Origin of the sequence: Streptomyces sp. NPDC050416 (genome assembly GCF_044458845.1) — a bacterium.
In the GTDB taxonomy this organism is placed as follows: Bacteria; Actinomycetota; Actinomycetes; order Streptomycetales; family Streptomycetaceae; genus Streptomyces.
Genome location: NZ_JBITII010000002.1, coordinates 65,157 through 90,288 on the forward strand (window position 1 = coordinate 65,157; position 25,132 = coordinate 90,288).

Sequence of the window (25,132 nt, forward strand, 5' to 3'; positions counted from 1 at the left end):
ATGCCCCCCGTCTTCGCCCACGGCCGCCTCCGCCTCTACCTGCTCAAGCTGCTGGACGAGGCCCCCCGCCACGGCTACGAGGTGATCCGCCTCCTCGAGGAGCGCTTCCAGGGGCTGTACGCACCGTCGGCGGGCACGGTCTACCCGCGCCTGGCCAAGCTGGAGGCCGAGGGCCTGGTCACCCACACCACCGAGGGCGGCCGCAAGGTGTACTCGATCACGGACGCGGGCCGCGCCGAGCTGGCCGACCGCAGTGGCGAACTGGCCGATCTGGAGCTGGAGATCCGGGAGTCGGTCGCGGAACTGGCGGCGGAGATCCGCGCCGACGTGCGCGGGGCCGCCGGCGACCTGCGCCGTGAGATGCGCGCCGCCGCGACCGAGGCCCGCCGGGAGAACGGCAGCAAGGGGGCCCGTGACGCGGAGGACGCCCCCTTCGGGGACTTCGGGCAGTACGGCGACAAGGACGCCTGGCGCGTGGCCAAGGAGGAGATGCGGCGGGCCAGGCAGGAGTGGAAGGAACAGGCCCGCCGCGCCAAGGACGAGAGCCGCCGCGCCCGCGAGGACGCCCAGCGCGCCCGCCGCCAGGCGAAGGAGGCCCAGGAACAGGCCCGCGCCCAGGCCCAGGAGCAGGTGCAGCGCATCGCCCGCCGGGTCCAGGAGCAGGTCCAGGACCACTTCGCCCGCGGCGACTGGCCCACGGGGCTGCGCGAGGGCCTGAGCGAACTGGCCAAGGAGGTCGGCGAGTTCGGCAAGGGCTACGGCAAGGACTTCGGCTTCGACTGGACCGGCACCGGCAAGCCGGCCGCAGAGCCGACGCCGTCACAGCCAGCCGAGGACTTCCCGGCCGCCTACGAGCCTGCCTGGGCCCACGAGGACGCCACGGACTCCACCGGCGACCCGGCCCGCGACCTGGACCGCCTGCTCGACCGCTTCCGGGACGACATCCGCGACGCGGCCCGCGACCACGGCGTCACCCCCGGCCAACTGCGCGACGCCCGCCGCCACCTGTCGACGGCCGCGGCCCACATAGGAGCCCTGCTGCGCACGCCGAAGAAGTAAGCGGCCGACCTCCGCCCTTCACCCGGCCTTGGCCTCGCCGCCCCCGTACAGCACCCGCACCAGGGAGGCGTACGTCACCCCGTGGTCGGCGAGGACCTCGGCCGGGACGCCGGGGCGCAGGGTCAGGGCGAGCAGGATGTGCTCGTCCCCGATGTGCCGGTCCCGCTGGGCGAGGGCGACCCGCAAGGAGCGCTCCAGGACGTCCTTCGCTCCGCGCCCGAAGGAGGGCCGCCCCGACCACCACCCCTTGTCCTTCCGGTCACCGGCCATGGCGCCGGCCCCGTGCACCTCCTCCACCCGGGCGACGATCTCATCCACATCGATCCCGAGCCCGGCGAGCGCGTCGGTCTCGGCCTGCGACAGCCCGGCCCGCCGCCGCGCCGCCCTCAGCGCCTGCCGCACGGACTCCCTCCGCTCACCGAGCCCGAGAGCGGTGAGCGCGAAGGAGCCGCGACTGCCTTCCCGATCGAGCAGGGCGAGCAACAGATGCTCCGGCTCCACGACCTGCCCGCCCCCACCGCCCTCCACATACGCGAACGCGCCCTTGACCACACTCCGGGCGTCCTTCGTGAACCGCTCGAACATCAATGCCTCCCGTACTTCTTGTGCACGGCCTGCCTGCTCACACCGAGTTCGGTGGCGATCTCCTGCCACGACCAGCCCTGTTTGCGCGCGTTGCGCACCTGGACGGCTTCCAGTTGCTCCAGCAGCCTGCGCAGGGCGGCGACGGCCCGCAGGCCGACCCGTGGATCACGGTCGCCCGCACGCTCGGCCAGATCGGTTGCTTCGGTCACGACGTCAACCTAAGTTGACAACCCGCTCCCGTCAACCCCAGTTGACAAACCAAACGGCCGGCCCGAACCCGGACCGGCCGCCAGCACACCCACTCAGCAGGCACTACGGATTGACGAGCACGACCTTCCCGAACTGCTCACCGGACGCCAGCCGTTCGAAGCCCTCCCGCGCACGGTCCATGGGCAGCACCTCATCGATCACGGGCCGCACTCCCGTCGCGGCACAGAACGCGAGCAGATCCTCCAGCTCGTCCTTGGTGCCCATCGTGGACCCGACGACCTTGAGCTCCAGGAAGAAGATCCGCGTCAGTTCGGCGTGCGAGGGCCGGTCACCACTGGTGGCACCGGAAATCACCAGCGTGCCGCCGGGCTTCAGCGACTTCACGGAGTGCGACCAGGTGGCGGCCCCGACGGTCTCGATCACGGCGTCGACCCGCTGCGGCAACCGCGCCCCCGCCTCCAGGGCCTCCACGGCCCCCAGCTCCACGGCCCGCTTCCGCTTGGCCTCGTCCCGGCTCGTGGCGAAGACCCGCAGCCCGGCCGCCTTGCCCAGCACGATGGCGGCCGTGGCGACACCACCACCGGCGCCCTGCACGAGCACGGAGTCGCCGGGCCGGACACCCGCGTTGGTGAACAGCATCCGGTACGCGGTCAGCCAGGCCGTGGGCAGACAGGCGGCCTCCTCGAAGGAGAGCTCCCTGGGCTTGGGCAGGATGTTCCAGGTCGGCACGGCGACCTCCTCGGCGAAGGTCCCCTGGTAGCGCTCGGTGAGGATGGAACGGGGTTCCTTCGGGCCGACCCCGTGCCCGCTCTGTCCGATCACGGAGTGCAGGACGACCTCGTTGCCGTCCTCGTCGACGCCGGCGGCGTCACAGCCGAGGATCATCGGCAGCTTGTCCTCTGCGAGGCCGACGCCGCGCAGGGACCACAGGTCGTGATGGTTGAGGGAGGCGGCCTTGACCGTGACGGTGCTCCAGCCGGGGCGGACCTCGGGAGCCGGACGCTCTCCCAACTCCAGGCCGGTCAGTGGCTGGTCGCGGTCGATTCGGGCGGCGTAGACAGCGAACATGACCTTGACGATAGGTTCCGGACCGACCGCACGGAACCACCGGCCTCTGTGAGACACACCCTCTTGCCACACGCTCCACGCCAGTGCTGAGGCCGGGTGGGTGCGCAGCCCGGCGGAGCGGGGTGCCGCTGCGCCCACCCGTGCCGCCTGGGGGCACCTCCCAGGCCTTAAGGCACTGGGGGGGAGGCACGATTGCCCCAGTGCCTACGTGCGCCTGCACTCGCGCACGGCGAGAAGGCGGACGTGTCGGGGGGTGTCCGCCCGTAGCGGTTGGCGCGTCAACGGACAGTTAGTCGGTACGCAAGCCCATCGCGCCGTTCCGAGGGACTGACACCCCCCGGCGCGGCCCCGACCCACCGCACCCCGGTAGGCGCTATGCGCACCCCCACCGAAGCGGCCACAGGCCGCCGCAGGCACCCCGCACCACCCAAACAGCCGCACCCAAAGAAACGACCCCGCCCACACCCGGACGGGGCCACTCACATCACCGCGCAACGCGCTACCGCCGAGCCACACCCTCGGCCCTGGCAGCCGCAGCCACCGCAGCCGTCACCGCCGGCGCAACCCGCTCGTCGAACGGCGACGGGATGACGTAGTCGGCCGCGAGGTCGTCCCCGACCACACCCGCCAGCGCCTCCGCCGCAGCCAGCTTCATCCCCTCCGTGATCCGCGACGCCCGCACCTGCAAGGCACCCGCGAAGATCCCCGGAAACGCCAGCACGTTGTTGATCTGGTTCGGGAAGTCCGACCGCCCGGTGGCCACCACGGCCGCGTACTTGTGCGCGACCTCGGGGTGCACCTCGGGATTCGGATTCGCCATGGCGAAAACGAACGCCCCGTCGGCCATGGACGCGACTGCGTCCTCCGGCACCGTCCCACCGGACACCCCGATGAACACATCGGCCCCGGCCAGCGCCGCCTCCAGCGATCCGCTGATCCCCGCCTTGTTCGTGAACCCGGCCAGCTCCCGCTTCACCGGCGTCAGATCGTCCCGGTCCGCCGACACGACACCCTTGCGGTCGGCCACCGCGACATCCCCGACCCCGGCCTCGACCAGCATCTTCGCGATCGCGACACCCGCCGCACCGGCGCCGGAGATGACGGCCCGCAGATCCCCCAGCGCCCGCTTGCTCAGCCGCGCAGCGTTCCGCAGGGCCGCCAGCGTCACCACCGCCGTACCGTGCTGGTCGTCGTGGAAGACGGGAATGTCCAGCGCCTCCTGGAGCTTCCGCTCGATCTCGAAGCACCGCGGCGCCGAGATGTCCTCCAGGTTGACCCCGCCGAACGACGGCGCGAGCCGCACCACCGTCTCGACGATCTCGTCGACGTCCGTGCAGTTCAGCGCGATCGGAACCGCGTCCACGCCGCCGAACTGCTTGAACAGAATCGCCTTGCCCTCCATCACCGGGAGGGAGGCCTCGGGCCCGATGTCACCGAGCCCCAGCACGGCCGTACCGTCCGTCACGACGGCCACGACCGACGACTTCCACGTGTAGTCGTGCACCAGCTCCGGCTGCTCCGCGATCGCGCTGCACACCTTCGCGACCCCGGGCGTGTACGCCAGGGACAGGTCGTCCTTGTCACGGACCGGCACCGTGGCCTGCACGGCCATCTTGCCGCCGCGGTGGAGCGCGAACGCCGGATCGAAGGAGTCGAGGGGCTCCGCACCGCCCTCGTGACCCGTATGGTCCGTCGTGCTCTCGCTGCGAGGATTGACGATCTCCGCTGCCACTTCGTTTTACCCCTTAAATCTTCATTGGCTTGAGGGTGGCCACTCCTGGTGAGGCGTGGGCGGGACCGCGTACGGCCGTGGTCGTGCTCTGTACGTGTTACGTACGGGCGCATACGCGATGGGCGCGCCGCACACGCGCCCTGAGCCCCGGATGAGGGGTGTAAAGAACCTTCTTACCGGACGGACGGCGCCGACGACGAGTCCATAACGCGAAGGTCACACACGGGCGCCCTGACTCTTCGTCCAATATCGGGACAAGGCCTGGACAAACCCTCGGCAACCGCTCACTCGTCGGCGAATCCCTCGGGCCCCGTATCGGATTCCCGGGACAAACCGAAGATCTTCCTGCCGGAAGGAATGATTCCCGCAGAAGGTCCGGCCGTGATGTACCGGAGTGGTGCGGTTCGGGGGTCGCCCGTTATCCGATTTTGACATGGCTGGCCCCCAGAATGGCGCCGTCCGAATGGCAAGATGCCGTAATCACACGAGGTCGCGACACTCGAAGACGTGTGTTCTCGTCGACCCACGGGACTACCGGCACGGCCGGTAGTCCACGGCACTGCCGAACCTTCGGCAGTCCACGGCACTGCCGAACCCATCGGCAGCGCTCGCCCCATCGGCAACTCCACCCATCCGCCGGAGGAACCCACCATGACCGCAAGCTCCACCCGTCGTACGACCGCCGCGCACCCCCGGCTAGCAGCGGTCGGTGCGATCGCGGTCGCAGGCGCGCTGATGCTCACCGGATGCGGTGACCAGACCAAGGACACCGGGTCGGGCAACGAGACGAGCGCGGCCCCGCTCGCCGACAAGCTGCCGCAGGCGATCCGCGACAAGGGTGTCATCAAGGTCGGCTCTGACATCGCGTACGCCCCGGTCGAGTTCAAGGACAGCTCCGGCAAGGTCGTCGGCATCGACCCCGACCTCGCCGCCGCCATGGGCAAGCAGCTCGGCGTCGACTTCCAGTTCGAGAACGGCACCTTCGACACGCTGATCACGGGTCTGCGCTCCAAGCGGTACGACATCGCCATGTCCGCGATGACCGACACCAAGGACCGCCAGGAGGGCATCGACTCCGACACCGGCAAGAAGGTCGGTGAGGGCGTCGACTTCGTCGACTACTTCACCGCCGGTGTCTCGATCTACACCAAGAAGGGCGACGACCAGGGCATCAAGACCTGGTCCGACCTGTGCGGCAAGAAGATCGTGCTGCAGCGCGGCACGGTTTCCGAGGACCTCGCCAAGGCGGAGTCGAAGAAGTGCCCGGTCGGCAAGAAGATCGCCATCGAGCCCTTCGACAACGACCAGCAGGCCCAGACCCGCCTGCGCGCGGGTGGCGCCGACGCCGGCTCGTCCGACTTCCCGGTCGCCGCGTACGCGGTGAAGACCTCCGGTGGCGGCAAGGACTTCCAGCTGGTCGGCGAGCAGGTCGAGGCCGCTCCGTACGGCATCGCGGTCGCCAAGAACCAGACGCAGCTGCGGGACGCCCTCAAGGCCGCACTGGACGCGATCATCGACAACGGTGAGTACCAGAAGATCATGAAGAAGTGGGGCGTCACGGACGGCGCCATCAAGGAAGCCACCATCAACGGCGGCAAGTGACCGCGACGCAGCGGCACTGAAAGGCAACACCCGTGACTGTTGACATCGACAAGACGACGGGCGACACGCCCCCGGCCGGGCCGGAGGCCATCAAGGCCATCCCGGTCCGGCACTACGGGCGGTACATCTCCGCCGTCGTCGCCATCGCCCTGCTGGTCGGGGTCGTCTACGCGTTCTCCCAGGGCAAGATCAACTGGGGTGCGATCCCGGACTACTTCTTCGACGACCGGATCCTGGACGGCGTGGGCAAAACGCTCCTGCTGACCGTGCTGTCCATGGTCATCGGCATCGTCGGCGGCGTCGTGCTCGCCGTGATGCGCCTGTCGAAGAACCCGGTGACCTCGTCGATCGCGTGGTTCTACATCTGGTTCTTCCGCGGCACGCCGGTCCTGGTACAGCTGATCGTCTGGTTCAACCTGGGCCTGGTCTTCGAGTACATCAACCTCGGGCCGTTCTACAAGGACGAGTGGTCGGACTTCATGACCCCGTTCCTGACGGCGCTGCTGGGCCTCGGCCTCAACGAGGCCGCGTACATGGCGGAGATCTGCCGAGCCGGTCTGCTCTCCGTCGACGAGGGCCAGACCGAGGCGTCGCACGCGCTGGGCATGAGCCACGCCAAGACGCTGCGCCGGATCGTCATCCCGCAGGCGATGCGCGTGATCGTGCCGCCGACGGGCAACGAGGTCATCAACATGCTGAAGACGACCTCGCTGGTCTCGGTCGTCCAGTATCCGGAGCTGCTGCGCGCCGCTCAGGACATCGGCCAGACCTCCGGAGCCCCCGCCGAGATGCTGTTCCTGGCGGCGGCCTGGTACCTGCTGATGACGTCGGTCTTCAGCATCGGCCAGTACTACCTGGAGCGGTATTACGCGCGTGGTTCGAGCCGGTCGCTCCCGGCCACGCCGTTCCAGAAGGTCAAGGCCAACCTCCTGTCCCTGTCCAACCGCTCGAAGCCGACGGGAGGTACCGCATGAACGCCATGGTCAAGGCCGAAGGCGTCCACAAGAGCTTCGGCCCCCTCGAGGTCCTCAAGGGCATCGACCTGGAGGTGAAGTCCGGCGAGGTGTTCTGCCTCATCGGCCCCTCCGGCTCCGGCAAGTCGACCTTCCTCCGGTGCATCAACCACCTGGAGAAGATCAACGCCGGCCGCCTGTACGTGGACGGGGAGCTGGTGGGCTACCGCCAGAAGGGCGACAAGCTCTACGAGCTGAAGGACAGCGAGGTCGCCCGCAAGCGCCGGGACATCGGCATGGTCTTCCAGCGCTTCAACCTGTTCCCGCACATGACGGCCGTGGAGAACGTCATGGAGGCACCGGTCCAGGTCAAGGGCGTGAGCAGGAACCAGGCCCGGCAGCGGGCCCTGGAGCTGCTGGACCGGGTGGGCCTGGCCGACAAGGCGGGCAGCTACCCCTCTCAGCTATCCGGCGGCCAGCAGCAGCGCGTCGCCATCGCCCGGGCCCTCGCCATGGACCCGAAGCTGATGCTGTTCGACGAGCCGACATCGGCGCTCGACCCGGAGCTGGTCGGTGACGTCCTGGACGTCATGCGCGACCTCGCCGAGTCCGGCATGACGATGATCGTCGTCACCCACGAGATGGGCTTCGCCCGCGAGGTGGGCGACAGCCTGGTCTTCATGGACGGCGGTGTGGTGGTCGAATCCGGTCACCCGCGCGAGGTGCTGACGAACCCGCAGCACGAGCGGACGAAGTCGTTCCTGTCCAAGGTGCTCTGACATCACCCACCCCGAGGGGGCGGTACGGAACTCCGTACCGCCCCCTTCGGCGTGCCGCTTCGGGTCAAGGAGCGGGGTGTCCGACTCGTAATACCCTGGAACCACACTTATCTGTTACGAGTGCGCGCTCGGGACATCAAAGCCATCAAAGCTCCTCCGTAAGGACTACACGTGGAACTGGCCTATTACTCGGACTATGCCGTGCGCCTCGTCAACACGGAGGAACCGGCCCGGGGCAAGGACACCCTGACGTCGGTCGAGGCGGTCCGCGAGCTGTTCGTCGACAACCAGTCGGCGGCCCGCCGCACCACCGACGCGGACGTCACCCGCTTCCGCGCGGTCCGGGCCCGGCTGCGCGCGGTCTTCGAGGCGGCCGACACGGGCGACGAGACGCTCGCCGTGGACCTGCTGAACTCGCTGCTGCTGGAGTTCCCGGTGAGCCCGCAGATCTCCGGGCACGACGTCCGCGACGACGACGGCCGCCCCCTGTGGCACATGCACCTGGCGGACCATCCGTCGAACGCGACCGCGGGATACGCGGCGATCGCGGCGATGGGTCTGGCGTTCCACCTGACCGAGTACGGCGTGGACCGGCTCGGGCTGTGCGAGGCCGCGCCCTGCCGCAACGCCTACCTGGACACCTCCACCAACCGCTCCCGGCGCTACTGCTCCGACCGCTGCGCGACCCGCGCCAACGTGGCGGCCTACCGCGCCCGCAAACGCCTCGAAACGGCCCGGCCCGGCCTGCCCGAGAGCACGGGCCTGGCGGCGGACAGCGCCCAGCCCAGCAGCGCCCAGGGCGAACGCAGCCCCGGCTTGCGCGGCCGGTAGCGGAACCGGACCCGCCCCAGCACCAGGTCGTCGGGCACGACGCCGTAGTCCGTGCTGTCGCCGCCGGCGTACGCGTTGTCCCCGAGCACCCACCAGCCGTTCTCGCGCCGCTGGGCGACCCGCTTGACGACCAGCAGGTCCTGCTGGAAGGGATGCCGCAGCACGACGACGTCACCGGGCTTGACCCGGGTCCCGTAGTGCACCAGGAGCCGGTCCCCGTGGTACAGCGTGGGCACCATGGACGGGCCGGTCACCTCGGCCACCCCGAAGGGCGCGGCCGACCTCCCCCGCTCGGACTCCTGCGACAGCTCCGGCATCACCCGGCACCTCCCCGGTTCTTCGTCCACAGTCTCAGTCTCACCCTGGACTTTTGTCCTAAGCCCATGGGGGCACTCGCGAAAACCGCTCCCCCACGGAGTAATGTCCCCTGTGAGAAGACGATCACGAGGAAGGAATGCTCCATGCTTTCCCGCCTGTTTGCCCCCAAGGTCAAGGTCAGCGCACACTGCGACCTTCCCTGCGGTGTGTACGACCCTGCCCAGGCCCGCATCGAGGCGGAGTCGGTGAAGGCCATCCAGGAGAAGATGGCCGGCAACGACGACCCGCACTTCCAGGCGCGTGCCACCACCATCAAGGAGCAGCGCGCGGAACTCGCGAAGCACCACGTGTCCGTGCTGTGGAGCGACTACTTCAAGCCGCCGCACTTCGAGAAGTACCCCGAGCTGCACCAGCTGGTCAACGACACCCTCAAGGCCCTCTCCGCCGCCAAGGGTTCGACCGACCCGGCGACCGGCCAGAAGGCGCTGGACTACATCGCCCAGATCGACAAGATCTTCTGGGAGACCAAGAAGGCCTGAAGCCACGGGCAGACGAAGGGACCCGGCCGGGAGAACCGGCCGGGTCCCTTCGTCATGGGCCGTCGTGGCCGTCGTGGGCGGCGTCAGTGTCGGCGTCGGCGTGCACGTCGGTGTCGGTCAGTGGAACTGCGGGACGATCAGGAAGATCCCGTACGCCACCACGGCCGCGCAGGCGAGGAAGCACAGCGCCGCCTGGGTGAGGCCGAGGGCGAAGGTGCGGCCCTGCCGGTCGCGGGCGCCCTCCAGTTGGGCGAGGCCGAGGACGCCGAGGGCGAAGACGACGACCACGGCGACGGTGACGCCGATGCTGACCGCGGTGACCTGGCCGAGTGCGGTCCAGTCCAGATGCATGTCGACTCCCCTGCGTTCAGGCGGCCGTGCCGACCTTGGCGGGCGGCTCGGTGCGGACGGTGACCTCGTGTGCGTCGTTGACGTTGTGCGCGTGCACCGGGTTGCGGCGCGAGGCGGCGACGATGCCCGCGGCGAGGGCCGCGCCGACCAGGGCGACGACCGCCGTACCGAGGTCCCCGCCGCTCTGCACCACGCTCGCGGCCAGCCCGCCGACCAGTGCGGCGGCGGGCAGCGTGATCAGCCACGCGACGGCCATGCGGCCCGCGACGCCCCAGCGGACCTCCGCGAGCCTGCGGCCGAGTCCCGCGCCGAGGATGCTGCCCGAGGCGACCTGGGTGGTGGACAGGGCGAAACCGAGGTGCGCGGACGTCAGGATGACGGTGGTGGAGGCGGTCTCGGCGGCGAAGCCCTGCGGCGACTGGATCTCGGTGAGGCCCTTGCCCATGGTGCGGATGATGCGCCAGCCGCCGAGATACGTGCCGAGGCCGATGGCGAGGCCCGCGGAGGCGATCACCCACAGGGGCGGTCCGGCGTCGTGGCCGAGCGCGCCGGCCGAGATCAGGGTAAGGGTGATGACGCCCATGGTCTTCTGCGCGTCGTTCGTGCCGTGGGCGAGGGAGACCAGCGAGGCCGAGGCGATCTGGCCGATCCGGAAGCCCTTGGTGACGGAGCCCTTGCGGGCGCGGTCCGTGAGCCGGTAGGCGAGGCAGGTGGCCAGCAGTGCGGCGACACCGGCCACGACCGGCGAGGCCACCGCCGGCACCAGGACCTTCTCGACGACCTCGTCGAAGTCGACGCCGTGGCTGCCCGCCCCGACCCACACGGCTCCGATCAGCCCGCCGAACAGGGCGTGCGAGGAACTCGACGGCAGTCCCACCAGCCAGGTCAGCAGGTTCCACAGGATCGCCCCGACCAGTCCCGCGAAGATCATCCCCGGGGTGACGAGGGTGTCGTCCACGATGCCGTCCGAGATGGTCTTGGCGACCTCGGTGGACAGGAAGGCACCGATCACGTTGAGGACACCGCTGATCAGGACCGCCGTACGGGGAGCGAGTGCGCCGGTGGCGATGGACGTGGCCATCGCGTTCGCCGTGTCGTGAAATCCGTTGGTGAAGTCGAAGGCCAGTGCCGTCACGATGACGACCGCCACGAGGAACGTGATGTGGTCCATTCCTGAATGCAAACAACTGCGGGCCAATAGGCGGGGAACGGCGAGGCAAAGGCTGGTCAAGGTTCACGCGGGCGGCGGTGAACGCATGCCCTCTACGATCGCGCCCATGAGGATCAGCTGGACGTACGCCTTCATCGACCGCCCGCGGGAGGCCTTCGGCGCCGCCTGCGACTTCTGGACGGCGGTCACGGACACCCGGCTGTCCGAACTGCGCGGAGAGCACGACGAGTTCGTCACGCTGCTTCCCGACGGCGCCGACGCCTGCGTGAAGGTACAGGCGGTCGGGCCGCCTTCCGGCGGGGCGCACATCGACTTCTGTGTGGACGACGTACCGGAGTTCGCCGCCGCGGCGGTGCGGTTCGGCGCGAGCGTGGTGACCGGCCTCGGTTCGCTCGTCGTGCTGCGTTCGCCCGGTGGGCAGTTGTTCTGCGCGGATCCCTGGGGCGGCCAGTCCTCACGCCCGGGCGTGGTGCGGGGCAGTCGGCTCGACCAGGTGTGCGTGGACGTCGCGCCCTCGGCCTTCGAGGCCGAAGTCGCCTTCTGGAGCGCGCTGCTCGCGGACTGGGAGTCGCTGCCGGGCGCCCTGCCCGAGTTCCACGTGGTCAAGCCGCCGCCCGGTCTGCCGGTCCGTCTGCTCCTGCAACGCCTGGGCGAGGAACGCCCGGCCTCCGCCCACCTCGATCTCGCCTGCGCGGACGTCGCGGCGACCCGGGCGCGGCACGAGGAACTCGGAGCCGCCTTCGTGGCCGGCTTCTCCGGCTGGACCGTGATGCGCGACCCGGCGGGCGGCACGTACTGCCTGACGACCCGGGATCCGGTGACGGGTGGGGCGCGCGGCTAGCGCGCTTCGACGTAGGCGCACGCGATGGGCAGTCCGGCCCCGTCCGGCGTCGGGCAGGGCGGCAGGTCCGGCGTCTTGTCGGGCTTCGCGTTCTCCCAGACGTAGGGGCCCTGGGGCTCCGTCGAGTCCTGCAGCCACAGCGTCAGTCCGCCGGCGACGGCCACGGCGAGCACCCACACGATCACTGCCCAGCGCCATACCCGGCGGCGCCGCTCCCCCGTCATGCTCATGCCTTCACGTTAGTCCCTCAGCCGCGCGGCCCGCGCCACGAGGTAACGCTGCTCGGGCAGGCTGAGGGCCTGCGCGGCCGCCGACTCGTAGGCGGCCCGGGCAGCTTGGGGGTCGCCCGCGCGTTCCAGGAGGTGACCGCGTACGGCGTCCACGCGGTGGCCCTGCAACTCGCCTGCCAGGGCGTCCAGTTCACCCAGGCCGGCATGCGGGCCGTGGACCATGGCGACGGCCACCGCGCGGTTGGGGCGTTCGAGGGGCCGGGGACCAGGCGGACGAGGACGTCGTACAGACCCAGGATCTCGGCCCAGTCCGTCGCCTCGGGCGAGGGTGCCTCGTCGTGGACGGCGGCGATCGCGGCACGCAGCTGGTACGGCCCGGGCCGGCCCCGGGACAGCGCCCCGGTGACCAGCGCGACGCCCTCCTCGATCGCGGCCTTGTCCCAGCGGCCCCGGTCCTGCTCGTCGAGGGGGATCAACTCGCCGTGCGGTCCGCTGCGCTCGTCGCGGCGGGCGTCTGTGAGCAGCATCAGCGCGAGCAGGCCGGCCACCTCGCCGTCGTCGCGGAGCAGCCGGTGGACCGCGCGTGTCAGGCGTACGGCCTCGCCCGCGAGGTCACGGCGCTGGAGAGCGGCTCCGGAGGTGGCCGTACAGCCCTCGTTGAAGATCAGGTAGAGGGCCTGGAGGACGGACGGCAGCCGCTGTTCCCAGCGGTCCGGGCGACCGAAGCGCACGCCCCGCACCTTCCGCCTGGCCCGGCTGATGCTCCCCCAAGTTCTCGGCTTCGCTCGAACAGGGGGTACCCCCATCGCCATCGTCGCCTCCGGCACCAGATACGCGCGGGCGATCTCGGCCGTGGTCAGACCGCCGACGGCGCGCAGCGTGAGCGCGATCCGGGCGGGCGGCGTCAGGTCGGGATGGCAGCACAGGAAGAGCAGCGAGAGCGTGTCGTCCTCGCGGGGAGCCCGCTCCCCGGGCGGCGCGGCGGGGAAGGCGTCGCGGGGCGTGAGCGCCGCCGCCCGCTCCTCGCGCTGCCGCCGGGCCTCCTCGCTGCGAGGGCGTCGGTCAGCCGCCGCGAGGCGACTCTGATCAGCCAGCCGCGCGGATTGCCGGGTACGCCCGGGGAGGGCCACTGCCCGGCCGCCGCGAGCAGCGCCTCCTGTACGGCGTCCTCGGCGGCGTCGAAATGGCCGTACCGCCTGACGAGCGCGCCGAGGACCTGCGGCGCGTCACGGCGCAGCAGGTCCTCGATCTCGGGTGTGCTCCTCACCGGTCCCCACTCGGTCCCACCGGTCCACCGGTCCCACCGACGCGCCCGTCGGCCTGTCCCCGGCCCTCAGATGTCCCCGGAGCCGTCCATGATCGGACGGATCACGACCGGGTAGTCGGGGGCGCCGGCAGGCTGGGGGCACCGGGCGACGCGCTCGGCGATCTCGGTGACCCGCTCCAGGCTCTCGCACTCCAGGACCCAGTAGCCGGCCAGCAGCTCCTTGGTCTCGCTGTACGGGCCGTCGGTGATCACCGCCTTGCCGTCGTCACCGAGGGTGACGTGCCGGGTCTGGGCCGGCTCGGCCAGGCCCTGCCCGTCGACGAATTCGCCCGTCTCGGAGAGGTCGTCGTTGATGGCTCCCATGTAGGCGAACATGGCCTGGAGCTCCTCCTCGCTCCACGCGGGGGAGTGCGCCGACGCCCTGCCGCGCATGGCGTCGTAGTCGGTCTGCGTGCCCTGCACCATGACCAGGTACTTCATCAGTCCGCTCCTTCGGCTCTCACCGCCCTGGTGGGCGGCTCTCACACGGGACGTCGGAGCCGGGCCGGAATTGTCGACACGACCTCAGGGATTTTCCGCGACGGTTTCTCCAGGGGCGTCGTCGCGCGGGGTCGTCGCAGGTGAGGCGGTGTCCTCGGCGGGCCGGGGCGGGTCGGCGGTCCGGATCTCCTCGCCGGTCCGGATCTCCTCGGTCCGGACACCCTCGGCCTCTTCCGCTTCATAGGCCCCGCACTCGGGGTTGCGGCAGGGGCCCGCCACCCACACGGGGACCCACGCGCCCAGCGTCTTGTGGCGCCGGACGACCGTTTCCACCGGCTGTCCGCAGGTCGGACAGGTGTGTCCTTCGCTGCCCATGTCTTCAGGGTAGGCCGGTCGGCGGCTCAGCGCTTCCTGCTGTACGTGCGCACCAGCATCCCGTTGTCGAACGTGCGCACCGACTCGAGCGTGAAGTCCGAGATCGCCATTCCCGAGCCGAACATCGGCATGCCCGTGCCGTACACGAGCGGGTAGGTCTTGATGACGAGTTCGTCGATCTCGTCGAGCAGTTCGCCCGCGACCTTGGACCCGCCGCACAGGTAGATGCCCAACTCGCCGTCCTCGGCCTTCAGTTCGCGGACCTTTCCGACGAGGTCGTCCGCGATGATCTCGACGTTCGGGTCGGGCGACTCCTTCAGCGTCCTGGAGGCGACGTACTCGCGCAGGTGGGCATACGGACTGGTGATGCCCTCCTTCAGGGCGAGGTCGTAGCTGCCGCGGCCCTGGACGACGGTGTCGAACCGCTTGTTCGGCAGGTCGTCGAAGCCGAGGGCCCGGCGGCCCTGGGTGGCCGCGGTCTCCGGATACTCCGCCTTCAGGAAGGCGAGGAACTCCTCGTCGATGAAGCGGAACATCGACGTCGCGTCGCCGTACGGGTCTCCGATGAAGCCGTCGATCGAACAGGCGATGAAGTATGTGAGCTTTCGCAAGCCGGTCTCTTTTCGTAGGCTGTCACGGCAACGACTGCAGTTGTAGTACTTCTGGTGTAGTGGTTGCAAGGAGTTATCCGCGAATGGCGGAAAGTGGGAGAAGGGACTCCGCATGGTCAGCAATCCGGGGCGTCGGGCCGCGCTCGTCGACGCCGGTGTCGAGGTGCTCGCGCGTGAGGGAGCGCGCGGGCTGACGTTCCGCGCGGTGGACGCGGAGGCCGGTGTGCCCGTGGGCACGGCCTCCAACTACTTCACTGACCGCGCCGACCTGCTGCGTCAGATCGACACCCGGCTGCACGTACGGCTCGCGCCCGACCCCGACGTGGTCGCCGGGCTGATGACCCGCCCCAAGGACCGCTCACTGGTCACGGCCTTCATGTACGACCTCATGGCCCGCGCGAGCCGCGACCGCACGGGCTATCTGGCCCTCATGGAACTGCGCCTGGAGGCCACCCGGCGTCCCGAACTGCTCGCCTCCTACACCAAGTCGGTCCGTGGCGACCTGGAGGAGGCCATGGAGTTCCACCGGACGGCCGGCCTGCCCGGCGGGGACGAGTCCGTCGCCGTGCTGTACCTGGCCATGCTCGGCCTGCTCCTGGAGCATCTGACCCTGCCGGGCGTCCTGGAGAGCGTACTGCCCGGGGTGAGCGTGCCCGAGGGGCTGGTGGAGAAGATCGTGGCGACGGTACTGCCGGAGGGGTAGCAGGGCCGGGCATCGGCCCGGTGGGTCAGGACGCGCTCTCGGCGGTGCGGGGCTCGCGCCACATCGGCCACATGGCCGGGCCGCCCTCCGGGAGGTCGAGCAACGGGCCGGCGAGTTCGAAGCCGAGGCGTTCGTACAGCTTGCGACTGCGGGCGCTGCTCGCCTCCAGGTAGGCGGGCAGTCCCTCACGGTCGCACCGGTCGAGGACCGACTCGATGAGCGCCGTGCCGAGACCCTCGCCCTGGCGGCCGGGGGCCACGCCGATCATCCACAGGTACTCGTGGGCCCGCCCGGAGGGATGGATGGCGGCGGTCAGCCGGCCGGTCGCCTCGATGCGTTCGTTGTCCGGGTCGACGGCCTCGCGCACCTGGGCCGGACCGTCGTCCTCGGCGTCGCCGTCGTGGTCGTCGGCGGGCATGGACAGCCACAGCGCACAGGCCGAACCGTCCTCGGTGAGGTCGATGCGCCCGGACTCGAGCACGATGTCGGTGAAGACGGCCATGAGCCCGGGATGGTGGGCACGACGGTCCTCCTCCCCAGGGAAGACCCAGCCGCTCACGGGATCGTCCTGGAACGCCTCGTCCAGCAGCCGGACAACCAGCTCCCGGTCGCCCTCGCCCGCCGTCCGGATCGCCACACCCATGTCCCCGCCCCTTCACTCGTCCCGACGGGCGTTGATCGTAGGGCCGTTGGGAGCCGCCCCGGCGCATGGGGCCGGAGCTTGGCGGGATTTCATCGGACAGGCGCCCAAAGCACCAGTCGTCGCCGGCCTGGGAAGCGGGCCCCGCACACCGTGGGGAAGTGCGGGACCCGCCTGACCGGAGGCCCCGGGCCGTAAGGAGTCAGGAGCCGCACGGCCCCGGCGTCTCCGGAGTCCTGCCCTTCGGTCACCCGAAGGCCGGTCAGGTGCCGCCGACGGCCGGTTGTCACACCGCCGGCCATCGCGACGATCGATTGCCGCTCCGTCAGCCGTTGCCGACGGCTGATTGCCGCACCGTCAGCTGGTGCCGACGACTGTGCCGCACCGTCAGCTGGTGCCGACGGCTGATTGCCGCACCGCCGCCGTCAGCTGCTGCGCCGTGTCACGAACTCGGCGAGGGCCAGCAGACCGCCCGCCGCCTCCGGTTCCGGCACCGCGCGGGCCAGTTGCTGCATCGCCAGGGCCATCCGGTCGGCCGCCTGGTTCTGGGCCCAGTCACGGCCGCCCGCCCGCTCCACGGTCTGGGCGATGTGGTCGAGGTCCTCCTTCTCGCTGGGTCGTGCGTACAGTTCGGCCAGTTCCGCGGCCGCCGGTGTGCCGGAGGCGAAGGCCGCCACGACCGGCAGGGACTTCTTGCGGGCGGCCAGGTCCGCGCCGACGGGCTTGCCGGTGCGGCGCGGGTCGCCCCATATGCCGATGACGTCGTCGATGAGCTGGAAGGCGAGCCCGGCCTCCCGGCCGAACGCGTCCAGCGCCGCCACGTCCGCGTCCCCGGCGCCCGCGTACAGAGCGCCGAGCGCACAGGCGCTTCCCAGCAGTGCGCCCGTCTTGGCCTCCGCCATGGCGAGGACCTCGTCGAGCGTGACCTCGGCGGGAGCGCGATGCTCCATGGCCGTGTCCGCGTGCTGTCCCGCGCACAGTTCGATCACACAGTGGGCCAGCCGGGCGGTGGCGGCCGGGGCCGCCGGATGCGGGTCCTCGGCGAGCAGCCGCATGGCCAGCGCCTGGAGGGCGTCCCCGGCGAGGATCGCGTCGGCGTCGCCGAACACCGTCCACGCGGTGGGCCGGTGGCGCCGGGTGGTGTCCCGGTCCATCACGTCGTCGTGCAGCAACGTGAAGTTGTGGACCAGTTCCACCGCCGCGGCCGCGCGGACCGCCGCCGCCCGTGCCTCGGGCCCGCCGAGGGCGGCCGCCGCGGCGAGGACGAGCGCGGGCCGGATCGCCTTGCCGGAGCCGCCCACGGCCGGCGAGCCGTCCGCCTGTTCCCAGCCGAAGTGGTAGAGCGCGATCCGGCGCATCGGCCCGGGCAGTGAGCCGAGAGCGTCCCGCAGTACCGGGTCGACCTCCGCCCGGGCCCGCTCCAGGAGCACGACCGCCTCGTGGCCCTCGTCCGGCCCCGGCCGGCCTTCCCGCTGTGTCCCGATGAGCCCCCGCCCTTCCGGCGCCCCGGCCGCACGCCCGGGCTCGGTACCGCGCTGTCCACCGGGGGCGGGCAGCGTCGTCTGCGTCCTGAACTCCGTAAGGGACTCACCCATGGGACCGCCTCGGAGACTGAGCGGACGGTGGCGCCTGCGCTGCCGCTGGGCGCGTACCCCGAGGGTGTACCCGCGCTGCCGGGCGCGGACACGGCCGGCGTACCGGAAGCGTCACCGCCAGCGGCCGATCTCGACGTTCTCCAGGACGCCGAGCGCGTCCGGTACCAGCACCGCGGCCGAGTAGTAGGCCGTGACCAGGTACTTGATGATGGCCTGTTCGTTGATGCCCATGAAGCGCACCGACAGGCTCGGCTCGATCTCGTCCGGGATGCCGGAGGCCCGCAAACCGATGACGCCCTGGTCGCTCTCGCCGGTACGCATGGCGATGATCGACGTCGTCCGCTCCGGGGTCACCGGGATCTTGTTGCACGGGAAGATCGGCACCCCGCGCCAGGTGGGGATGCGGTTCCCGGCCATGTCGATGGTCTCGGGGACGAGCCCTCGCTTGTTGAGCTCACGGCCGAACGCGGCGATCGCGCGCGGGTGTGCGAGGAGCAGTTTGGTGCCGCGGCGCCTGCTGAGCAGCTCGTCCAGGTCGTCCGGGCTGGGCACGCCGTCGTGCGGCTGGATCCGCTGGTCGTACTCGCAGTTGTGCAGGAGACCGAAGTCGCGGTTGTTGATGAGCTCGTGCTCCTGGCGCTCCTTGAGCGCCTCGACCGTCAGCCGGATCTGCTGCTCGGTCTGGTTCATGGGCTGGTTGTAGAGGTCGGCCACGCGCGTGTGGATGCGCAGGACGGTCTGGGCGACGCTCAGTTCGTACTCACGGGGCCTGGCCTCGTAGTCGACGAAGGTGTGCGGGATGTCCGGCTCGCCGGAGTGGCCGGCGGCGAGGTCGATCTCCTTCTCGCCGTACTTGTTGGAGCGCTGCGAGGGGATCGAGCGGCGCTGCTGGATGTGTTCGCGCAGCGTGTCCGAGCGCTCGGCGATCTGCGCGAACTCCGCGCGGGGCAGGACGAGGACGGTGCACGGGGTGAGCGCGCGGGCCGTGCACTCCCAGATCGCGTCCTCGTTCAGCAGCGCGTCGTCGCCGAAGTAGGCGCCGTCGGCGAGAATGCCGAGGGACTCGTCGTCCCCGTACGGGCCGGTGCCGACCTTCTCCACCCGGCCGTGCGCCAGCAGGTACACCTCGTCGGACGGGCTGCCGAACGAGACGATCACCTCGCCCGCGGGGATCTCCCGCTGCTCGCAGCGCCGGGCGATCTCGAAGAGCACCTCCTCGTCCTCGTACGACCGCAGCGCCGGCAGTTCGCCCAGCTCCGCGGGAATGATCTCGACGCGGTCGCCGGTCTTCACGAACGTCAGCCGGCCGTCGCCCACGGCGAACGTCAGCCGCCGGTTCACCCGGTACGTACCGCCCTGGATGTCGACCCAGGGCAGCATGCGCAGCAGCCAGCGGGAGCTGATCTCCTGCATCTGCGGCACGGACTTGGTCGTGGTGGCCAGGTTCCGCGCGGCCGCCGTGCCGAGACTCTGCTGCGGCTTGGTCTGCTCCGTGCGGACCTCTTCGCCTACCGACATAGAGAACTGCCCTCCCGGTTGTGACCGACGCCCACATGCCTCGGGCATCGATGTGCACGCCCAAGCCTTCCTCACGCAGCGTCTTGGTGCTATTACACGAAAGAGCGGGAATGGATCTTCATACGACTGGGCAGGGCCCGTTTTTCCCATCCGGTCTCGGGCGGCACACCCCGGAGCCGGACCGCTGGCGACAACCCGTGGGAACGTGTCGGTAATGCCGCTGGGGAGCGCGCGGAACCGGATCTAGCGTGGTGATCCGTTCCTTCCGCCCACTCCGGAAACGGCCTCTCCATGCTGTACATCGCGCCGATCGGCATCGGCATCCTCTACGCCCTGTTGATGTCCCTCGTCCGCGAACCGCACCGGCGGCGTCTGAACGCGGTCATGGTCGGCGGCGCCGGCGCTGCCTACCTCAGCGGCGGCGGCATGGGCGGCTGGGAGTTCCCCTTCACGGCGCTGCTCGCCTACGTCGCCTTCCGCGGCCTGGAGTCGTGGACGTGGATCGGCATCGGCTGGCTGCTGCACACGGCGTGGGACATCGTCCACCACCTCAAGGGCAACCCGATCATCCCCTTCGCGCACACCTCCTCCCTGGGCTGCGCGATCTGCGACCCGGTCATCGCCCTCTGGTGCATGCGGGGCGGCCCGTCGCTCATCGACCTCGTACGCGGCCGCCGGTCCGGGCGGCCGCAGAGCGGCCCGGGCTCGCGGGAAGGCGTCAGCTCCGAGTCCCCCTCCCCCACACCCGGGTGACAATGGCCCGGTGACCAGCCCCGACATCCCCGGATCCGCCGTGCTGCGTCCCCGGCTCCCCTCGCCGGCGCAGGAGGTCGTGGACAGCCGGTTCGAACGCCACGGCGTGCGGCTGGTGCTGAAGCGGGACGACCTGATCCACCCGGAGCTGATCGGCAACAAGTGGCGCAAGCTGGCGCCGAATCTCGCGGCCGCGGCCGGCCGTACCCTCGTCACCTTCGGCGGCGCCTACTCCAACCACCTGCGTGCCACGGCCGCGGCCGGCCGGCTGCTGGGCATCCGCACGGTCGGTGTCGTACGCGGCGCGGAGCTGGCCGGCCGGCCCCTCAACCCCTCGCTGACCCGCTGCACGGCCGACAGCATGCGGCTGCACTTCGTCGACAGGGCGACGTACCGCCGCAAGTCCGAGCCGGGGACCCTGGCCGCGATCCTGTGCGCGGCGGACGCGGAGGGGGCTTACGTCGTCCCCGAGGGCGGCAGCAACGCGCAGGCCGTACGCGGCTGCCGGGCACTCGGCGCCGAACTGCACGGCCGGGCCGATGTCGTCGCCGTGGCCTGCGGCACCGGAGGCACCCTGGCGGGGCTGGCTGCCGGACTCGCCCCCGGGCAACGCGCACTGGGTGTCCCGGTCCTCAAGGGCGGTTTCCTGACCGCCGAGGTCAGGGCCTTGCAGCAGCAGGCCTTCGGAGGCCCACGCGGCACCTGGAGCCTCGACGACCGCTTCCACTTCGGCGGCTACGCGCGCGTGCCCGACGAGCTCGACGGCTTCGCCGCGGACTTCGAGCAGCGTCATGGACTGCCCGTCGAGCGCCTGTATGTCGCGAAGCTGCTGTACGGGCTCGTCTCCCTGGCCGGCGAAGGCGCCTTCCCGCGCGGGACGACGGTGGCGGCCGTGATCACCGGCCGCCCTTTCCCGTGACGCCCGCCGCCGCTCCCGTGACACCCGCCGCCCCTCCGATGACGCCCGCCGCCGTTCCAGTGACGGCCGCCCTCGCCGTTCCCATGACGCCCGCCGCCGCTCCCGTGACGGCCGCCCTCGCCGTTCCCATGACGCCCGCCGCCCCTCCCCTGGCGCCCGCCTCGCCCCTCCCCTGGCGCCCGCCGCCCCGCCCCTGAAGCCCGGCGCGCGTCCGTGCCGTCCGTCGTCCCGTCCCTACGCCGTCTCCCTGAAGGCCGCCGCCTCCTCCAGGTCCAGCCTGCGCAGCAGCGTCCGCAGCATCTCGTCGTCGATGTACCGGCCGTCGCGGAGCTTGACGAACACCTCGCGCTCGGTGCTGATCATCTCCCGCGACAGCCGCCGGTAGGTGTCGTCGACGGACTCCCCGGTGACCGGGTTGGCCTGGCCGAGCCGTTCCCATACGGCGTTGCGGCGGCGCTCCAGAACGATGCGGAGCCGGTCGGCGAGCGGGGCGGGCAGGGCGTTGCGTTCGTCGGTGAGGAGTTCGTCCAGGCGCCGCTCGGCGGCCCGGGAGGCCTGCGCCTGGGCGTTGGCCTCGGCCAGTGTCTCGGCCTGTGCGTCCCGGCCGGGGAACTTCAGCAGACGGATCAGCGGGGGCAGGGTGAGACCCTGCACGACCAGCGTCCCGATGACCGTCGTGAAGGTCAGGAAGAGGATGAGGTTGCGGTGCGGGAAGGGCTCCTCGCCGTCGTGCAGGGTGAGCGGGATCGAGAAGGCGATGGCCAGCGAGACCACGCCCCGCATACCGGCCCACGCGACGACGAACGGCCCCTTCCAGGTCGGACTCGCCTCCCGCTCCCGGATCCGGGCCGACAGCAGCCGCGGCAGGAAGGTCGCCGGGTACACCCACACGAACCGGGCCGCGACGACCACCAGGAAGACGACGACCGCGTACCAGGCGGCCAGGCCCCCCTCGTACTCCCCGAGTCCCCTCAGCACCACCGGCAGCTGGAGTCCGATCAGCGCGAACACCGCCGACTCCAGGACGAAGGCGACCATCTTCCACACCGCCTCCTCCTGGAGCCGCGTCGCGAAGTCGACCTCCCACGCGCGGTGTCCCAGGTGGAGCGCCACGACGACGACCGCCAGAACGCCGGAGGCGTGCACCTGCTCGGCGACGGCGTACGCGACGAACGGGGTCAGCAGGGAGAGCGTGTTCTGGAACAGCACCTCCTGCACGTGCGTGCGGATCCAGTGGATCGGCGCCATCAGCACGAGCCCGACCACGACTCCGCCGACCGCCGCGAGCAGGAACTCGCCGATGCCGCCGGCCCAGGTCGCGCCCTCGCCGACGGCGGCGGCCAGGGCCACCCGGTAGGCGGTGATCGCGGTGGCGTCGTTGAGCAGGGACTCGCCCTGGAGGATCGTGGTGATCCGGGTCGGGAGCCCGACCCGGCGGGCCACGGCCGTCGCCGCGACCGCGTCCGGCGGTGCCACCACCGCGCCGAAGACCAGGGCCGCGGTCAGCGGCAGGTCCGGCACGAGCAGGTACAGGGCCCAGCCGACGGCGAAGGTCGCGAACAGCACGTACCCGACGGACAGCAGCGCGACCGGCCGCAGCTGCGCCCGCAGATCGAGGTACGAGCTGTCGGTGGCGGCCGTGTGCAGCAGCGGGGGCAGGAGGAGCGGCAGGACGACGTGCGGGTCGAGGGTGTAGTCCGGCACGCCGGGGACGGAACTGACCGCGAGCCCTACCGCCACCAGCAGAAGCGGCGCGGGAACCGGTGTGCGCCTTGCCACCGCGGCGATCCCGGCGCTGCCCGCCACCAGCAACAGCAGTGGCATCACGTCCATCGTTCTCGCCCGCCCTCTTTTTTCCACGCGGTCTTCGGCGCGACCGTCGTAACCTGGCAATCATGAAACAGTGCACGCATGCCGACGCGCTGCCGCATCCGGAACCCGTCCCGCTCAGCGAGACGTGTCCGGCGTGCCTGGCGGACGGCATGGATCCGGTGCAACTGCGGCTGTGCCTGAGCTGCGGTCACGTCGGCTGCTGCGACTCCTCGCCGGGGCGGCACGCGGCGGAGCACCACAAGGAGTCCGGGCATCCCGTGATGCGGACCCATGAGCCCGGGGAGACCTGGCGCTGGTGCTTCGTCGATCATGTCCTGGTGTGACTCGGCAGGACCCCGGCGCCGGACGGTTCGACCGTCTGACGTCTGGGTACGTCAACCCGGCGCGCGCTCTTCCCATTTGGGCCCGCCGACCCCCTAGACACGGAGCGTATCCACAGGTTTACTGTGAGTGACGGCAAGGGGTTGGGGTCCCGGGGACAGGACCGTTGAGAGCGCGATAGCGTCACCGCTGAACCATGTATCGCGTTACCCCGGGGGGCGACCCTCGGCCCTGAAACACTTGTACCACCATGGAGGTGAGGGTGTCCCAGATCGCAGGCGAGCCCGCGACTCAGGACTTCGTGGAAGTCCGGCTGCCGGCCGCGGGTGCCTACCTGTCGGTGCTGCGTACGGCCACGGCCGGTCTCGCGGCCCGTTTGGACTTCACCCTCGACGAGATCGAGGACCTTCGCATCGCGGTGGACGAGGCATGCGCGATCCTGCTTCAGCAGGCCGTGCCCGGCTCGGTCCTCAGCTGCGTCTTCCGCCTCGTCGACGACTCGCTCGAGGTCACCGTCTCGGCGCCGACCACGGATGGTCATGCCCCCTCGCGGGACACCTTCGCCTGGACGGTCCTGTCCGCTCTCGCGGGCAAGGTCTCCTCCGCCGTGGACAAGGACAAAATCGTTTCGATCAGCCTCTACAAACAGCGCGGCGCGGGACCCGGGCCGGCGTGAGGAACGAGGACGGGCCGGTGCGGGACGAAGAGCGCGGCACACGAGAGCTGCCGGCCGAGGGCACGGCCACGGACCCGTGCGGTCCGACCGGGGCCCGGCGCATGGCGGACGGCATCGACGGCATCCCCGAGCAGGCCCGCCCGCATCCCGAGGACGACTCCGCGGGGGCCGTCCTCCCGGGAGGCGAGCGGCGGGACCGGGAGAGTGCCGTGCGGAGCGCGCCTCCGGGCGGAGGGATCGCGGCATCTCCTGCCCAGGGGGGTTCCCCCACTCGCGCGAAGCCGGGAGTGGAGGAGGAGGCGAGGGCTCGGGGAAGGGCGACGGGCGGGACGATGAGCGAGCACGAGCGACAGTCCGAGGACGCAGCGCCGCGCGCGCACCACACACAGGGTGCGCAGCACGGCTCCCCGGACCGCAGCGGGGCGCGCGAGATGTTCCTCAAACTGCGCACTCTGAGCCCCGGCAGCCCCGAGTACGCGGAGCTGCGCAACCAGCTGGTCCGCATGCACCTGCCGCTCGTGGAGCATCTCGCGCGGCGCTTCCGCAACCGCGGCGAGCCGCTGGACGACCTGACCCAGGTCGCCACGATCGGGCTGATCAAGTCGGTCGACCGCTTCGACCCGGACCGCGGCGTGGAGTTCTCCACGTACGCGACCCCGACGGTCGTCGGCGAGATCAAGCGGCACTTCCGGGACAAGGGCTGGGCGGTGCGCGTCCCGCGCCGCCTCCAGGAGCTGCGCCTGTCACTGACCACGGCCACGGCGGAGCTCTCGCAACTGCACGGCCGCTCACCCACGGTCCACGAGCTCGCCGAGAAGCTCGCGATCTCCGAGGAGGAGGTCCTGGAGGGCCTGGAGTCCGCCAACGCGTACTCCACGCTGTCCCTGGACGTCCCCGACACCGACGACGAATCACCGGCGGTCGCGGACACCCTCGGCGCGGAGGACGAGGCGCTGGAGGGCGTGGAGTACCGGGAGTCCCTCAAGCCGCTGCTGGAGGACCTCCCGCCGCGCGAGAAGCGGATCCTGCTGCTGCGGTTCTTCGGCAACATGACCCAGTCGCAGATCGCACAGGAGGTCGGCATCTCGCAGATGCACGTCTCGCGGCTGCTGGCGCGCACCCTGGCGCAGCTCCGGGAGAAGCTCCTCGTCGAGGAGTGACGGCTCCCCGGA

At 70.8% G+C, this 25,132-nt stretch carries 27 protein-coding genes and 2 pseudogenes; 13 read left to right on the forward strand and 16 right to left on the reverse strand.

Annotated features, from left to right (window positions below; translation table 11 throughout):
- A complete protein-coding gene (locus ACIBL4_RS05245) occupies positions 1-1,059 on the forward strand; it encodes a helix-turn-helix transcriptional regulator (protein WP_399406695.1) in 1,059 nt (352 codons plus the stop codon).
- 18 nt (positions 1,060-1,077) lie between these two features.
- On the opposite strand, the gene ACIBL4_RS05250 is transcribed toward ACIBL4_RS05245, so the two are convergent.
- From ACIBL4_RS05250 to ACIBL4_RS05265, 4 genes are all read right to left on the reverse strand, one after another.
- The gene (locus tag ACIBL4_RS05250) at positions 1,078-1,644 is read right to left on the reverse strand and encodes a Clp protease N-terminal domain-containing protein (RefSeq protein ID WP_399406697.1); all 567 of its coding nucleotides are present in this window, start codon (positions 1,642-1,644) and stop codon (positions 1,078-1,080) included.
- Entirely contained in the window at positions 1,644-1,853 is a 210-nt protein-coding gene (locus tag ACIBL4_RS05255) for an HTH domain-containing protein (protein ID WP_399406699.1), read from the reverse strand. Before ACIBL4_RS05255 ends, ACIBL4_RS05250 begins: the two co-directional genes overlap by 1 nt.
- A 103-nt stretch (positions 1,854-1,956) precedes the next feature.
- Positions 1,957-2,922 carry a zinc-binding dehydrogenase gene (locus ACIBL4_RS05260; RefSeq protein ID WP_399406701.1) on the reverse strand — a complete coding sequence of 322 codons (966 nt, stop codon included), beginning with the start codon at positions 2,920-2,922 and terminating at the stop codon, positions 1,957-1,959.
- Between the two features lie 499 nt (positions 2,923-3,421).
- Positions 3,422-4,654 carry an NADP-dependent malic enzyme gene (locus ACIBL4_RS05265; RefSeq protein ID WP_399406703.1) on the reverse strand — a complete coding sequence of 411 codons (1,233 nt, stop codon included), beginning with the start codon at positions 4,652-4,654 and terminating at the stop codon, positions 3,422-3,424.
- Between the two features lie 651 nt (positions 4,655-5,305).
- Between ACIBL4_RS05265 and ACIBL4_RS05270 the strand changes: the two genes are divergently transcribed.
- The 4 genes from ACIBL4_RS05270 (at position 5,306) to ACIBL4_RS05285 (ending at position 8,819) form a co-directional block, all read left to right on the forward strand.
- A complete protein-coding gene (locus ACIBL4_RS05270) occupies positions 5,306-6,256 on the forward strand; it encodes an ABC transporter substrate-binding protein (protein WP_399406705.1) in 951 nt (316 codons plus the stop codon).
- Between the two features lie 32 nt (positions 6,257-6,288).
- Positions 6,289-7,230 (forward strand): amino acid ABC transporter permease, encoded by a 942-nt coding sequence (locus ACIBL4_RS05275; protein ID WP_399406707.1) that lies wholly within the window; start codon positions 6,289-6,291, stop codon positions 7,228-7,230.
- On the forward strand, positions 7,227-7,988 hold the full coding sequence (locus ACIBL4_RS05280; protein WP_399406709.1) for an amino acid ABC transporter ATP-binding protein: 762 nt from the start codon (positions 7,227-7,229) through the stop codon (positions 7,986-7,988). Before ACIBL4_RS05275 ends, ACIBL4_RS05280 begins: the two co-directional genes overlap by 4 nt.
- Before the next feature lie 171 nt (positions 7,989-8,159).
- Entirely contained in the window at positions 8,160-8,819 is a 660-nt protein-coding gene (locus ACIBL4_RS05285; protein WP_399406711.1) for a CGNR zinc finger domain-containing protein, read from the forward strand.
- A gap of 65 nt (positions 8,820-8,884) precedes the next feature.
- Here ACIBL4_RS05285 and sodX read toward each other — a convergent pair.
- Positions 8,885-9,136 (reverse strand): annotated as a pseudogene (sodX, locus tag ACIBL4_RS05290) (nickel-type superoxide dismutase maturation protease); the annotation flags it as partial.
- Positions 9,137-9,280: 144 nt separating this feature from the next.
- On the opposite strand from sodX, the gene sodN reads away from it, so the two are divergent.
- Positions 9,281-9,676, forward strand: coding sequence for a superoxide dismutase, Ni (sodN, locus tag ACIBL4_RS05295; RefSeq protein ID WP_010040396.1), 396 nt, complete (start codon positions 9,281-9,283; stop codon positions 9,674-9,676).
- 117 nt (positions 9,677-9,793) lie between these two features.
- Here the strand turns inward: sodN and ACIBL4_RS05300 are convergent, their stop codons facing one another.
- Positions 9,794-10,027, reverse strand: a complete 234-nt coding sequence (locus tag ACIBL4_RS05300; RefSeq protein ID WP_399406713.1) for a hypothetical protein — start codon at positions 10,025-10,027, stop codon at positions 9,794-9,796.
- Between the two features lie 16 nt (positions 10,028-10,043).
- Positions 10,044-11,198 (reverse strand): anion permease, encoded by a 1,155-nt coding sequence (locus tag ACIBL4_RS05305; RefSeq protein ID WP_399406715.1) that lies wholly within the window; start codon positions 11,196-11,198, stop codon positions 10,044-10,046.
- A gap of 106 nt (positions 11,199-11,304) precedes the next feature.
- Between ACIBL4_RS05305 and ACIBL4_RS05310 the strand changes: the two genes are divergently transcribed.
- Positions 11,305-12,039, forward strand: coding sequence for a VOC family protein (locus ACIBL4_RS05310; RefSeq protein ID WP_399406717.1), 735 nt, complete (start codon positions 11,305-11,307; stop codon positions 12,037-12,039).
- Here ACIBL4_RS05310 and ACIBL4_RS05315 read toward each other — a convergent pair.
- From ACIBL4_RS05315 to ACIBL4_RS05335, 5 genes and pseudogenes are all read right to left on the reverse strand, one after another.
- A complete protein-coding gene (locus ACIBL4_RS05315; protein ID WP_399406719.1) occupies positions 12,036-12,269 on the reverse strand; it encodes a hypothetical protein in 234 nt (77 codons plus the stop codon). The genes ACIBL4_RS05310 and ACIBL4_RS05315 overlap by 4 nt on opposite strands.
- 9 nt (positions 12,270-12,278) lie before the next feature.
- A pseudogene (locus tag ACIBL4_RS05320) lies at positions 12,279-13,536 on the reverse strand (RNA polymerase sigma factor).
- A 66-nt stretch (positions 13,537-13,602) separates the two neighbouring features.
- Positions 13,603-14,016, reverse strand: coding sequence for a YciI family protein (locus ACIBL4_RS05325; protein ID WP_399406721.1), 414 nt, complete (start codon positions 14,014-14,016; stop codon positions 13,603-13,605).
- An 84-nt stretch (positions 14,017-14,100) separates the two neighbouring features.
- Positions 14,101-14,391 (reverse strand): hypothetical protein, encoded by a 291-nt coding sequence (locus tag ACIBL4_RS05330; protein WP_399406723.1) that lies wholly within the window; start codon positions 14,389-14,391, stop codon positions 14,101-14,103.
- Positions 14,392-14,417: 26 nt separating this feature from the next.
- Positions 14,418-15,002 carry a dihydrofolate reductase family protein gene (locus tag ACIBL4_RS05335; RefSeq protein WP_399406725.1) on the reverse strand — a complete coding sequence of 195 codons (585 nt, stop codon included), beginning with the start codon at positions 15,000-15,002 and terminating at the stop codon, positions 14,418-14,420.
- A gap of 112 nt (positions 15,003-15,114) precedes the next feature.
- Here ACIBL4_RS05335 and ACIBL4_RS05340 point away from each other — a divergent pair, with 112 nt between their 5' ends.
- Entirely contained in the window at positions 15,115-15,705 is a 591-nt protein-coding gene (locus tag ACIBL4_RS05340) for a TetR/AcrR family transcriptional regulator (protein WP_399406727.1), read from the forward strand.
- A gap of 25 nt (positions 15,706-15,730) precedes the next feature.
- Here ACIBL4_RS05340 and ACIBL4_RS05345 read toward each other — a convergent pair whose 3' ends face one another.
- The 3 genes from ACIBL4_RS05345 to ACIBL4_RS05355 all read right to left on the reverse strand — a co-directional run bounded on the left by ACIBL4_RS05345 (position 15,731) and on the right by ACIBL4_RS05355 (position 19,458).
- Positions 15,731-16,348, reverse strand: a complete 618-nt coding sequence (locus ACIBL4_RS05345) for a GNAT family N-acetyltransferase (protein ID WP_399406729.1) — start codon at positions 16,346-16,348, stop codon at positions 15,731-15,733.
- A 422-nt stretch (positions 16,349-16,770) separates the two neighbouring features.
- Entirely contained in the window at positions 16,771-17,940 is a 1,170-nt protein-coding gene (locus ACIBL4_RS05350) for a family 2 encapsulin nanocompartment cargo protein polyprenyl transferase (RefSeq protein WP_399406731.1), read from the reverse strand.
- Positions 17,941-18,051: 111 nt separating this feature from the next.
- Entirely contained in the window at positions 18,052-19,458 is a 1,407-nt protein-coding gene (locus ACIBL4_RS05355; protein ID WP_399406733.1) for a family 2B encapsulin nanocompartment shell protein, read from the reverse strand.
- 291 nt (positions 19,459-19,749) lie between these two features.
- Between ACIBL4_RS05355 and ACIBL4_RS05360 the strand changes: the two genes are divergently transcribed.
- Together ACIBL4_RS05360 and ACIBL4_RS05365 are read left to right on the forward strand one after the other, a co-directional pair.
- Positions 19,750-20,211: a DUF6010 family protein gene (locus ACIBL4_RS05360; protein ID WP_399406736.1), complete on the forward strand. Its 462-nt coding sequence runs from the start codon at positions 19,750-19,752 to the stop codon at positions 20,209-20,211.
- 10 nt (positions 20,212-20,221) lie between these two features.
- Positions 20,222-21,130, forward strand: a complete 909-nt coding sequence (locus ACIBL4_RS05365; RefSeq protein WP_399406738.1) for a 1-aminocyclopropane-1-carboxylate deaminase/D-cysteine desulfhydrase — start codon at positions 20,222-20,224, stop codon at positions 21,128-21,130.
- A gap of 234 nt (positions 21,131-21,364) precedes the next feature.
- Here the strand turns inward: ACIBL4_RS05365 and ACIBL4_RS05370 are convergent, their stop codons facing one another.
- Positions 21,365-22,963 (reverse strand): Na+/H+ antiporter, encoded by a 1,599-nt coding sequence (locus tag ACIBL4_RS05370; protein ID WP_399406740.1) that lies wholly within the window; start codon positions 22,961-22,963, stop codon positions 21,365-21,367.
- Positions 22,964-23,025: 62 nt separating this feature from the next.
- Between ACIBL4_RS05370 and ACIBL4_RS05375 the strand changes: the two genes are divergently transcribed.
- The 3 genes from ACIBL4_RS05375 (at position 23,026) to ACIBL4_RS05385 (ending at position 25,120) form a co-directional block, all read left to right on the forward strand.
- Positions 23,026-23,286: a UBP-type zinc finger domain-containing protein gene (locus ACIBL4_RS05375; protein ID WP_356924631.1), complete on the forward strand. Its 261-nt coding sequence runs from the start codon at positions 23,026-23,028 to the stop codon at positions 23,284-23,286.
- Between the two features lie 260 nt (positions 23,287-23,546).
- Entirely contained in the window at positions 23,547-23,960 is a 414-nt protein-coding gene (locus tag ACIBL4_RS05380; protein WP_399406742.1) for an anti-sigma regulatory factor, read from the forward strand.
- Between the two features lie 17 nt (positions 23,961-23,977).
- Positions 23,978-25,120, forward strand: a complete 1,143-nt coding sequence (locus tag ACIBL4_RS05385) for an RNA polymerase sigma factor SigF (protein WP_399406743.1) — start codon at positions 23,978-23,980, stop codon at positions 25,118-25,120.
- Positions 25,121-25,132: the final 12 nt, after the last annotated feature.